At 68.0% G+C, this 10923-nt stretch carries 11 protein-coding genes and 1 pseudogene; 9 read left to right on the top strand and 3 right to left on the bottom strand.

The features are described from left to right. The 4 genes from ABW137_RS23250 to ABW137_RS23265 form a co-directional block, all read left to right on the top strand. Positions 1-1161 (top strand): xylulokinase (locus tag ABW137_RS23250; RefSeq protein WP_526403812.1); only part of this gene is annotated, 1161 nt, incomplete at its 5' end. Then, a complete protein-coding gene (locus ABW137_RS23255; RefSeq protein WP_526403813.1) occupies positions 1158-2195 on the top strand; it encodes a zinc-dependent alcohol dehydrogenase in 1038 nt (345 codons plus the stop codon). The genes ABW137_RS23250 and ABW137_RS23255, both read left to right, overlap by 4 nt. Continuing rightward, the gene (locus ABW137_RS23260) at positions 2192-2845 is read left to right on the top strand and encodes a class II aldolase/adducin family protein (protein ID WP_526403814.1); all 654 of its coding nucleotides are present in this window, start codon (positions 2192-2194) and stop codon (positions 2843-2845) included. Before ABW137_RS23255 ends, ABW137_RS23260 begins: the two co-directional genes overlap by 4 nt. Before the next feature lie 349 nt (positions 2846-3194). Beyond that, positions 3195-3626 carry a hypothetical protein gene (locus ABW137_RS23265; RefSeq protein WP_526403815.1) on the top strand — a complete coding sequence of 144 codons (432 nt, stop codon included), beginning with the start codon at positions 3195-3197 and terminating at the stop codon, positions 3624-3626. A 25-nt stretch (positions 3627-3651) separates the two neighbouring features. On the opposite strand, the gene ABW137_RS23270 is transcribed toward ABW137_RS23265, so the two are convergent. The 3 genes from ABW137_RS23270 to ABW137_RS23280 are packed head-to-tail and all read right to left on the bottom strand — an operon-like array spanning position 3652 to position 6263. Beyond that, on the bottom strand, positions 3652-4533 hold the full coding sequence (locus ABW137_RS23270; RefSeq protein ID WP_526403821.1) for an LLM class flavin-dependent oxidoreductase: 882 nt from the start codon (positions 4531-4533) through the stop codon (positions 3652-3654). Positions 4534-4593: 60 nt separating this feature from the next. Further along, positions 4594-5778 carry a serine hydrolase domain-containing protein gene (locus tag ABW137_RS23275; protein WP_526403816.1) on the bottom strand — a complete coding sequence of 395 codons (1185 nt, stop codon included), beginning with the start codon at positions 5776-5778 and terminating at the stop codon, positions 4594-4596. A 59-nt stretch (positions 5779-5837) separates the two neighbouring features. Then, the gene (locus ABW137_RS23280; protein WP_526403822.1) at positions 5838-6263 is read right to left on the bottom strand and encodes a DoxX family protein; all 426 of its coding nucleotides are present in this window, start codon (positions 6261-6263) and stop codon (positions 5838-5840) included. A 153-nt stretch (positions 6264-6416) separates the two neighbouring features. On the opposite strand from ABW137_RS23280, the gene ABW137_RS23285 reads away from it, so the two are divergent. The 5 genes and pseudogenes from ABW137_RS23285 to ABW137_RS23305 form a co-directional block, all read left to right on the top strand. Then, the gene (locus ABW137_RS23285) at positions 6417-7739 is read left to right on the top strand and encodes a sensor histidine kinase (protein WP_526403817.1); all 1323 of its coding nucleotides are present in this window, start codon (positions 6417-6419) and stop codon (positions 7737-7739) included. Continuing rightward, a complete protein-coding gene (locus tag ABW137_RS23290) occupies positions 7727-8371 on the top strand; it encodes a response regulator transcription factor (protein ID WP_526403818.1) in 645 nt (214 codons plus the stop codon). Before ABW137_RS23285 ends, ABW137_RS23290 begins: the two co-directional genes overlap by 13 nt. 38 nt (positions 8372-8409) lie before the next feature. Beyond that, on the top strand, positions 8410-9294 hold the full coding sequence (locus ABW137_RS23295) for a DUF4097 family beta strand repeat-containing protein (protein WP_526403819.1): 885 nt from the start codon (positions 8410-8412) through the stop codon (positions 9292-9294). Between the two features lie 72 nt (positions 9295-9366). After that, positions 9367-10137, top strand: coding sequence for a response regulator transcription factor (locus ABW137_RS23300; protein WP_526403820.1), 771 nt, complete (start codon positions 9367-9369; stop codon positions 10135-10137). Then, positions 10134-10923, top strand: a pseudogene (locus ABW137_RS23305) (sensor histidine kinase); the annotation flags it as partial. The gene ABW137_RS23300 and the pseudogene ABW137_RS23305, both read left to right, overlap by 4 nt.

Here is a 10923-nt window from a genome sequence, read left to right on the forward strand (position 1 = left end):
GTCGAATTGCTGTGCGGCAAGCCAGCAGACATCACGCCGGGCCTCTACAAGCTGCTCTGGCTGCGTGACCACGAGCCCGAAACCCTTTCTCGCAGCGCCCACATCGCCGACGTGCACACCTATCTGGTGCACGCCATGACCGGCCGCTGGACGTCGAGCACCGCATCGGTCGACCCACTCGCACTGCTCGACCAGGCGACCGGCGACTACGCCGACGAACTTCTCGACCTCGCCGGCGTGCGCCGCGACCAGCTGCCCGACTTGGTGCCCACCGGCACGTCGCTGGGCCCGCTGCGCCCCGAGGTCGCCGACGGGTGGGGCCTCCCCCACGGCGTCGCGGTGATCGCCGGCACCGGCGACGGTCAAACCGCCGGAATCGGCCTCGGCGTCACCGATCCCGGCAGTGCCTACCTGGTCCTGGGCACCGCCGTGGTGATCGGCAGCGAGACCACCGCGTACTTGCCGGCCCGGGCCTACCGGTCGATGATCTCGGCCATGCCGGGGCAGACCACCGTCGAGACGTTCAGCTCGTCAGGCACCTACCTGTCGACGTGGTTCCGCCAGCAGTTCGGCGACCCGGACCTGGCCGGCGCGCCGGATCCCGCGCTCGAACGCGACGCCGCCGCGCTGCCCGTCGGCAGTGAACGGTTGCTGACCCTGCCCTACTGGAACGCCGCGCAGACCCCGCACTGGGACAGCCAGGCGTCCGGAGTGACGCTGGGCTGGCAGGGCTGCCACACCCGCGCGCACTTCTACCGGTCGCTGCTCGAGGGCATCGCCTTCGAATTGCGGATGCAGCTCGACGGTTTGGAGGCCGCACGCGGCGAGCGCGTCGAGGTGCTGCGCGCCATGGGCGGCGGGGCCCGCAGCGCGCTGTGGACGCAGATCCTGGCCGACGTCTTCGACCGGCCGCTGGAGGTCCGCGCCGCCGGTGAGGTCAGCGCGCTCGGCGCGGCCGCCATCGCGCTGACCGCCATCGGCGAATACGCCTCGCTGCCCGAGGCGGCGGCCGCGCTGGCCACCACCGACGCCGTCGTCGAACCCCGGCCGTGGGCCGCCGCAGCCTATGCCGACCTGCGCACGATCTACGAGCGCCTGTACTCGAACACCCGAGACCTGCTACACGACCTGCACGACCTATCGCTAGGAGATCATCGATGAGAGCGGCCATGTTCTACGGGCCGGGGGACCTACGGTTCGAGGACGTCACGTCCACCGAACCTGCGCCGGGCGAGGTGCTGGTGGAGGTCAGGGCCGCCGCCACGTGCGGCACCGATCTGAAGTCCTACCGGCGCGGGCACCCAAAGCTGTTCCCCACCTTGCCAGCACGCTTCGGCCACGAGTTCGCCGGCGTCATCACCGCGGTCGGTGACGGCGTCGACCAGTTCGCCGTTGGCGACCGCGTGACGGCCGCCAACACCGTGCCATGCGGGTACTGCTGGGCCTGCGTCCGCAACCGCGAGAGTCTGTGCGAGAACCTCGAATTCCTCAACGGTGCGTTCGCCGAGGAGGTGGTGATCCCCGCAGCGATCGTCGCGCGCAACACCTACCAGCTGCCCGACGACCTCGAGTTCGCCGACGCCGCCCCGCTGGAGCCGCTGGCCACCGTCGTGCACGGAATGGCCGAGACCGGAATCGAATTGGGCGACACCGTGGTGGTCCACGGCGCGGGTCCCATCGGCCTGATGTTCGTCCGGCTCTCCACGCTGCGGGGGGCCAACGTCATCTCCGTCGACCAGTCCCCCTGGCGCCTCGAGCAGGCCAAGTTAGCCGGCGCCGTCGACATCATCGACCTGTCCGACGTGCCGGACTTCGAGGATCGCGTCGCGCTGATCAAGTCTCGGACGCCGCACGGACGCGGTGCCGATGTCGGCATCGAGGCGGTCGGACTCCCGCAGGTGTGGGAGCAGACCGTGCGCACGCTGCGCCCGGGTGCCACCGCCGTCCTGTTCGGCGGCACGCCCAAGGGCGCGCCGTTCTCCGTGGACTCCAGTGCGATGCACTACGAGGAGTACACACTCAAGGGCGTCTTCCACCACACCCCGAACTACGTGCGCACCGCCGTCGAATTGCTGGCAAGCCGCAAGGTCGACGGGTCGATGCTGGTCACCGAACGCCGACCGCTGGATCAGTTGGTGCCGAGCCTGGAGGACATGGCGGCCGGCCGCGGTTCGAAGTACATCCTCGAGCCATGAGCCTTCGTCTGGAGTCCGAACGCAGGCAGGTCGTCGAGGCCTGCCTGTCCCTGAGCCGCTCGGGCCTTGTGGTCGGCACCGCGGGCAACGTCTCGATCCGGGTCGACGACCTGGTCGTCATCTCGCCCAGCGGCGTCGACTACGAGGCGATGTCACCGGGCGACGTGGGCATCCACGACCTCGACGGCCAGCCGGTCGACGCGGTGTTGCAGCCGTCGAGCGAGCTGGCTCTGCACCTGGCCGTGTACCGGGAGACGAGCCACAGCGCCGTGGTGCACACCCACGGTCCGGCGTCGACCGCGCTGTCGACCGTCGTCGACGAAGTGCCTGCCTCGCACTACTATTCGGCCCTCTTCGGGGGCCCGGTCCGGGTGGCGCCGTACGCCACGTTCGGCACCGCCCAGCTGGCCGACAACGTCACCGCGGCGCTGCGCGACCGCACGGCCGCCCTGATGGGCAACCACGGTGCCGTCCTGGTCGGGGCGGCTCTGCCCAAGGTGCTGAGCATGGTGGCGTACCTGGAGTACGTGTGCGACGTGCAGCTGCGAGCGATGGCGAGCGGCGCCCCGGTGCGGGTGCTCTCCGACGAGGAGATCGCCGAGGTCGGCCGCCGGCTCGCGGGCTACGGACAGGAGTCCTCGTCCACCTAGCCCAGATTTGCCTGGCTGGTGGGCGCCGCGCCTCCATCCGAGTCCTGGCGCCCGCGCAGCGGACCGGGCAGACGTGCTCCCTTTGCTGAAATATGACGTCAACGAGTTTCGTCCACCTGAGAACGTCCGCACTAGCCCGTCGGTCGTAGCCACCAAGCGAAAACCGGCGACCCTCTCCAGATTTCGCAGGCGTTCAGCAACAGGAATGATCGATGAAGTGCCAGCTCACAAGCTAGTCACACGCCTGTGGCAATCTGATCGCGCCAAGAATGCAGCGGTCTCCCGACCCCGGCGCACTAACTGCGGGGAACGCCTATGATCGAGGCACTTCCATCCGAGGGGATCGATCTTGTACTTCAAGCGCATCGTGGTGGGCGCATCGATCGTCTGCGCCGCCGCTCTTCCGATCACGTCGTTGTCGACCGGCATCGCCGGTGCGGAACCGGTGGCGTCGAAGTGTCCTCAGCCCGCCCCTGTCGACGTCCACGAGGAAGCGCCGCCCTGCGACGTACCGCCTTCGTCGGCCACGGGAGACGACGGCCTGGCACTATCGCCCGCCCTGTCCAATCAGCTCAATCAGGCGGTTGCCAACCTTCCGTCCCCAGTGCAGGTGGACGTGCCCGTGAACATGGGCTTTGGTCTTGGCCTGCCGGGAATCGCGCTACCGGGTCTGAGCGTCCCGGTGGTCCTCGGCGGCGTCGGCGCCCCGGGGATCGGCGTGCCCCAGTTGCCCGCGATTGGACCGCCGCAGCTGCCTGCTCCCCCGCAGCTTCCGTTCTGATCGAGCCGGATCGGGGCGTCCGTCGTTAGGCGAAGTCCCCGACCACGTCGGCCACCCGACGGAGCTGCTCGATGTCCGAACTGGTGGGGATGAGATGCACCTCGTCGGTGCCGATCGCCGCGAAACCGCTGAGTACGTCGGCTAATTCGCCCTCGCTGCCCGCCCATCCCATGGTCGGCGCCATGGCGTCGACGTACTCGGCCGGGATCCAGTTCATGTAGCGCCGCAAGTGCCGATGCACCTGCGCGCGCGGCTCGTCGCCGTCGCCGATCGCGAACCAGAACGACGTCGCCAGGTGTGGGTCGGGCCTGCCCGCGGCCGCCCACGCGGCACGCGCGACGTCGAACAGCTCGTTCTGTTTGGCCGGATCGAGATCGAGCGTGGTGCCCGCCAACCCGTCGGCCCACGTCGCCGCACTTCGCAGCGTCTTGGGACCGATCGTGCCCACCAGCAGCCGGGGGCCGCCGGACTGCACCGGCGGAGGACCCACCGGCAGCACGGATTCGGTGAGCAGCTCGCCTGCCCACACCCTCTTCATGATCGCGACTCGCTCGGCCATGCCCCGCATCGTCTGCGTCGAGGTGTCGGCGCCGACCGCCTGGTAGTCCTCGTGGCGACCGCCGACCCCGAGTCCGACCGTGAGCCGCCCGCCACTGAGCAGGTCGCCACTGGCCAGCGCCTTGGCCAGCATGACCGGGTGGTGCAGCTGGGGGACGATGACCGTCGTCACCAGGCGCACCCGATCGGTCCACGCCGACAGCGCTCCGAGCAGCGTCAACGAGTCGGGGTTGTCGAACGCGATGCGCTCACCCCAGCAGAGCGCGCTGAAGGGGCCGTCATCGACGAGGCGCGCCCATGCCTTGAGCGTGGCCGCGTCGAGGTCGGGTTCCATCACTGGCATGGTCATTCCGATTCGCACGACCGGATTCTGGCACGCGGCGACGGCCGCCAGCGCGAGGAGCCCCAGTTAGCCCTCGGCGGGATCCGGCGACGCCGTGGGCGGCGCGGCCCCAAGTCGGTACACGTGTTCCGGAGTGAGTATCTCGGTCACGACGGTAGCCAGCTGGCCCGCAGCATGCTCTTGCGGCTCATCGGAGTTCACGAACACCACCAGGGTCGCATCGCGCGCGGGTAGATACGCCGCCACGGTCGTATAACCAGGGATGTCACCGTTGTGTCCGATCCAGCCGTTCGCGTCGAACACGGCGAAGCCGTAACTGACCCCGCCGGGTACCACCTCGGCGGTCTGCAGCCGGACGGCCTGGGTCTGCGGGCTCAGCAGCGAGCCCTTGCCGAGTGCGGCAGCCCACGACTTCACGTCCGGATAGTTCGACACGATGCGTCCCGCGGCGTCCCCCCAGGTCGGGTTCCACAGCGTGGCGTCGACCATCCCACCACTCGGCAGCGGAGTGTATCCGTGCGAATGGGGTTCCGGCATCAGGCCGTTCGGCGGATAGCTGGTCTGCGTCATGCCGACTCGCGGATAGACGTTCTGCGCGAGGTAGTCGCCGAGCGGCTGCCCCGTCACCTTCTCGACGACCAGGCCCAGCAGCACCGTGTTGGTGTTGGAGTACTCGTACTGGGCGCCGGGGGCGAAGTTCGGTAGGTGCGCAAACGCGATTTCGAGAAGCTCGCGCGGAGCCAATGCAAACGCGTCGGGTCCGATCGGCGACTCGGCGTAGACCCGGTTCAGGAAGCCGTCATCCTCGGCGTAGTCGAACAGGCCGCTGCGCATTCGACCGAGGAGGTCCAGGGTGATCGCGTCACCGGAGGGCACCCCGTCGACGTAGCGAGAGATGGGGTCGCTCAACGAGATCCGACCCTGATCGACCAGCTGGAGCACCGCGGTGCCGGTGAGCGTCTTGGTCACGCTGCCGATGCGCCAATGATCGTCGACCGACATGGGCTCACCCGTCGCTAGATCGCTGACACCGACGGCGCTCAGGTAGTCGACCTGTCCGGGGATCGACACGCCGACGATCGCGCCGGGAGCCCCCATCTCGGCGAGTCTGGCTGCGACGGCGGCGTCCACGCTCGCGATCAGGTCGACTGGTTCCGCTGCTGCGACGCGGCCGGTGAACGGAACGGCGGTCAGGGCAACGGCGAGCACCGCCGCGCAGGCTCTAACGAATCCGACGTCTGCTCCACGCATTCGCGGATGATTTCATCGTCGCCGCTGGGAGCGGGCCGGAACAGGCGATTGCGCGCGACTCAACGGACGATCCCCACGACCTTGAGCAATTCGGGGCGACGAAGAACGAGCCCGATCCACATCAGCACCCCGAGGTAGACCGCGAACAACGTGTTGCTGAACAGAGGCGCCTCCACCCGCATGTTGGCGGTGACGGCACCCCCGAGGTAGGCGGTGATTCCGAGTGCGCCCAGAACCGCGGTCCGGGGGATCGCGTAGACGACGACACAGATGCTCAACACGATCCCCATCGCCAACGCCTGGACCGCCGGGAAGCCGAGGGCCTCGGTCCCTTCCTTCACCTGAGGGATTCCCGCGAGCTTGCCTGCGGCGTCGACGACCAGGAACGCGCCGACCAGCACGCTGATCACGACGCCGATCCGGTGGCCGAGGCGGCCGCGGCCGGTCGGTTCGAGGACGGTCTGCGTGGTGGGGGTGGCGTTCATCGCGTTCTCCTGGGTTGCGAGCTGATGGCATCCGGGCAGACCCGCGTCGATCCCCAAACTCATCGCGGCACACCCGGGCCGGGGGTTAACCCCCACGGAGGTCTCGGGGAAACGCCATACCCGCAGGCGCCACTACTCCCTAGGTTTATGGGCATGGTTGCAGTAACGTCCGACATCCCGGTCACGTCGACCGATGAACCGTCCGTCCGCCCGAAGAACACCTCGCGCATCCGCCAGCACCTCGGGGTAGTGCCTACCGCGTCGATGGTGACGGGCGCCGCCGTCGGGATGGTGTGGTTCTGGATACCGCTGACCATCCTCATCGTCGGCGTCTCCTCGATTCCCTCGGTCGTCGGTTTTCTGGTCGCCACCGTGGTCTTCGTCTACCTCATGCGCGGCGCCGAGCGAGTGGAGCGCGTCCGCAGCGAGGCCGTCTTCGGCTTCGGAATCCCGGTGCCACCACGAAAGACGTCTCCCTACAGCGGGTTTCAACGTTGGGCTCACCAATTGTGGCTCGACGTCAGCAGCGCCCGGTTCTGGAAGGCCGCCGCGCACCACTATCTGCGCCTGACGTACGACATGTTCGCGACCGGCCTCGCCTTGGCCTTGCTGGCCTTCGCCTTCCTCGGGCCCGCCGCCGCGACCGCGATCAGCCGGAGCGACGCCGAGGCCGGACTGTGGTTCATCTCGCCGCCGCTGGCATGGCTGTTGGCCGTAGTAGCGCTCATAGCGGCCGTCGCCATCGTGATCGTGGCGCCCGCGCTGGACGCCGCCATCGACAAGTGGCTACTGCCGCCGTCGCCGACCGCCGCGCTGAAGCACGAGGTGAACGCACTCAGCGACGCTCGCCGCGGCGCCGTGTCGTCGGCACAAACCGAACGCCACCGCATCGAACGCGATCTGCACGACAGCGTCCAACCGCGCCTGGTGTCACTTGCCATGACGATCGGTCTGGCGCAGACCAAGCTCGACACCGATCTGCCGCAGGCCAAGAAGCTCATCGGCGAAGCGCATGACGACGCGAAGAGTGCACTCGTCGAGCTGCGCAACGTGGTGCGCGGAATCGCCCCGACCATCCTCGCCGACCGCGGTCTCGACGCCGCCCTATCGTCAGTCGTCCAGCGCATCGAGACCTCCGGCGTGCCGACCTCGCTGAACGTGTATCTGCCCCGGCGCCTTCCCGACGAGGTCGAATCCGTCGCGTACTTCGTCGTCGCCGAAGCGCTGACGAACGTCGCCAAACACGCGAGGGCAAGCCAGGCCGTGGTGACCGTCCGGTTCGACGAGACGACCAACGCCCTGCACGTGTCGGTGTTCGACGACGGCGTCGGCGGTGCGTTCGCCACCGACTCCGACGACGCCACGGGGCTTCGCGGCCTCGACGAGCGGGTCCGCGCCGCGCGGGGCACCTTCGAGGTGTCCAGCCCGGCCACCGGGTCCACCATCGTGACGGCGGTGCTGCCATGCGCGTCGTGATCGCCGAGGACTCGGCGCTGCTACGCGCAGGCATCGAACGCATCCTGATCGACGCCGGGCACGAAGTGGTCGCGGGCGTGTCCGATGCCACCGACCTGCTGCGCATCGTCAACGAGCTCCGTCCTGACCTGGCCATCCTCGACGTCCGGATGCCGCCGACCTTCACCGACGAAGGCATCCGCGCCGCTTCACTGCTGCGCAGCCAGAACCCCGAGTCACCGGTGCTCGTGCTGTCGCACTACGTCGAGGAGCGCTACGCGGCCGACCTGATCACCTCGGACACCAAGGGATTCGGCTACCTGCTCAAGGACCGCGTTGCCGACGTGCCGTCGTTCCTGGACGCCGTCGCCACGGTGGGCGGCGGAGGCACCGTGCTCGACCCCGAGGTGGTGTCTCAGATCCTCGTCCGATCGCGCCAACGGTCGGCGCTGGACGCACTCACCCCGCGCGAGGTCGAAACCCTGCAACTGATGGCGGAGGGCAGAGCCAACTCAGCCATCGCGGCGGCCCTTCACGTCTCGGTCGGCTCGGCCGAAAAGCACATCGCCTCCATCTTCACCAAGCTGAATCTGACCCCCGACGAGAGCGAGAACCGCCGCGTCCTCGCCGTCCTGCGTTACCTCGAATCCTGACAAGCCCGACTCCTGAACCACTGAAAGGGTTTTCACTCATGACAACCTTCGCTCCCCCGCCACCCGCCGCACCTGCTTCGGCCGCCCCGCCACCGCTGACACCCGGTGGTCGCGGCGCGCTGCGAGTCATCCTGGTCGTCGTCGCGGCGGTGCTCACCTTGACGTCAGTGGTCGCCCTGGTCGTGATCGCCCTCGGCATCAACTCGATACGCGTCAGCACGGACAGCAAGGACCTGCCCGGTGACATGCGCACACTGACGATCGACGCCGCCGACTCGACCGTCCGCGTGACGACCGATCCGAAGGCCAGCGAGCCCAGAGTCGACCTGCGGATGCTGAACTCCACGCGTGGCGGCAGGCAGCAGCTGCAGGTCACCTCCGACTCCGAGGGGACCCGGATTCGGGTGACCCCCACCTCGCCTGCCTTCATGGACTGGGGTCGCACGGGCGAGGTCACCGTCACGCTGCCACCCGCCCTGTCCAAGGGACTCACGGTCACCGCAAGGCAGGAGGACGGAACGTTGATACTGGACGCCGAACTCGACCGGCTGATAGCGCGCACCTCGGACGGCAACGTCGTGCTCAACGGGACCGCACACCGCATCGACGTGAACGCAGAAAACGGCGACATCGTCGCCCGCAAGCCGATCACGGTCACCGAGTCGTTCAACGCCGAAACCCTCGACGGGGACGTTGCCGTCGGGTTCGGCCCCGATGTCCCCCGGACCATCGATGCCGTTACGCGCGACGGTGACATCGCGATCGTGCTACCCAACCGGGGTCCCTACCTCGTCAGGGCGCAGTCCGGTGACTCGACCAACGTGCGGGTGCCCGAAACGACCGATCCCGCCAAGGCGGTGGCGGAGGTGACGGTGCGATCCAACGAGGGCAACGTGGTGGTCGGCACCGACTTCCGGCGGTAACGGACCAAGGCAAACATGTGAGGCGTCTATGAGTCTCGTTGGGAAATGCCCTCGACTGGGCACAATGGGACCATGACGACTGGTCAGGTCAGCGATTCTGCCGCGCCGCGGCAGGCCATCCTCGGCAAGTTGCCGAGGATGTACCGGGCAGACGGGTCACCGATCCGCACGCTGCTCGTCGACGACGAACGTGCGTTGACCAACCTCATCCGGATGGCACTCAAGTACGAGGGCTGGGACGTCGACGTTGCCCACGATGCCGCCGAGGCGGTGGCCAAGTACCAGGAGAACACCCCGGACGTCGTCGTCCTTGACATCATGCTCCCCGACATGGACGGCCTCGGAGTGCTGGAACGGCTTCGAGAGTCGGCGGGATACACCCCCATCCTGTTCCTCACCGCGCGCGACTCGGTGCACGATCGGGTGGCCGGGCTGACGGCGGGCGGCGACGACTACATGACCAAGCCCTTCAATCTCGAAGAGTTGGTGGCCCGGCTTCGCGGATTGCTGCGCCGGTCGGCGTACCTGACCCCGGCGTCCGATGAAGCGCTCACGGTCGGTGAACTGCAGCTCGACAGCGCAAGTCGAGTCGTCACCCGCGCCGGCGAGCAGATCGCCCTGAGTTCCACCGAATTCGAGCTTCTGCGCTACCTGATGCGGCATGCCCGACGCGCCGTGAGCCGCCAGGAGATCCTGGACCGGGTATGGAATTACGACTTCGGTGGCAAGTCCAGCATCGTCGACTTGTACGTCTCCTATCTCCGGAAGAAAATCGACGCCGGTCGTCCGCCCATGATTCATACCGTCCGCGGTGTCGGCTACACCTTGCGGCCGGAAGCATGAGCGACGCGAAGCCCCGCGGGTGGCGAACCTGGCCGCTGCGCAAGCAGTTGGTGCTCGGCGTCTCGGCCGTCGTGATGATCGTGCTGCTCGCGGTGGGGACCATGTCGGTGTTGACGCTGCGGTCGTCGGTGACCGGAATCATCGACAAACAGCTGGCCGCGGCGGCCGACGGATTCGGTGCCTCGCTGACCAAGTACAGGACCTCCCCGCTGCCATCGGGTCAGCTGCCCGCACCCCACGCCATGAAGCCGCTCACGATGCTCATCGGACAGGCACCCGGCAACATCGTCGTCCTGATCCGTGATGGACGGGTCGTCGACTCCGCCCTATTCGGTGATGGTGACGCCGGGCCGGTGCCCGCGGACGCGATCGCCGAGATCGCCGAAGAGCAATGGTCGGGCATCGAGACGCGCACCGAGTGGCTGCCGGGGTTGGGGACCTACCGCGTGACGAGCAGACCCGGTGATCAGGGCGAAGTGTTGATCACCGCAGCGTCACTGCGGCCTGCCAGCGAAGCTGCGACGCGGGAGACCATCATCGTCGCGATTCTCACGGCCCTGGCGCTGGCGGTCACCGCTCTGTCCACATTGGCGGTGGTGCGATTCGCACTGCGGCCACTGAGCAGGGTCTCGGCGACGGCCGCGGAGGTCGCCACGCTGCCCCTGAATCGCGATCAACACCAGATCACGCCACGGGTGCCTGCGGCACACACCGATCCGCGCACCGAGGTCGGTCTGGTGGGCGACACACTCAATCGGCTGCTCGACCACGTCGAGGGAGCGCTGA

Source organism: Mycobacterium sp., assembly GCF_040509115.1.
Classification (GTDB): Bacteria; Actinomycetota; Actinomycetes; order Mycobacteriales; family Mycobacteriaceae; genus Mycobacterium.

Excerpts from the sequence above, each read along its gene's own strand:
- ABW137_RS23270 (WP_526403821.1), bottom strand. The coding sequence starts at position 4,533 with ATGACCATGCCAGTGATGGAACCCGACCTCGACGCGGCCACGCTCAAG.
- ABW137_RS23255 (WP_526403813.1), top strand. The coding sequence starts at position 1,158 with ATGAGAGCGGCCATGTTCTACGGGCCGGGGGACCTACGGTTCGAGGAC.
- ABW137_RS23300 (WP_526403820.1), top strand. The coding sequence starts at position 9,367 with ATGACGACTGGTCAGGTCAGCGATTCTGCCGCGCCGCGGCAGGCCATC.
- ABW137_RS23275 (WP_526403816.1), bottom strand. The coding sequence starts at position 5,778 with ATGCGTGGAGCAGACGTCGGATTCGTTAGAGCCTGCGCGGCGGTGCTC.
- ABW137_RS23295 (WP_526403819.1), top strand. The coding sequence starts at position 8,410 with ATGACAACCTTCGCTCCCCCGCCACCCGCCGCACCTGCTTCGGCCGCC.
- ABW137_RS23285 (WP_526403817.1), top strand. The coding sequence starts at position 6,417 with ATGGTTGCAGTAACGTCCGACATCCCGGTCACGTCGACCGATGAACCG.
- ABW137_RS23260 (WP_526403814.1), top strand. The coding sequence starts at position 2,192 with ATGAGCCTTCGTCTGGAGTCCGAACGCAGGCAGGTCGTCGAGGCCTGC.
- ABW137_RS23290 (WP_526403818.1), top strand. The coding sequence starts at position 7,727 with ATGCGCGTCGTGATCGCCGAGGACTCGGCGCTGCTACGCGCAGGCATC.
- ABW137_RS23280 (WP_526403822.1), bottom strand. The coding sequence starts at position 6,263 with ATGAACGCCACCCCCACCACGCAGACCGTCCTCGAACCGACCGGCCGC.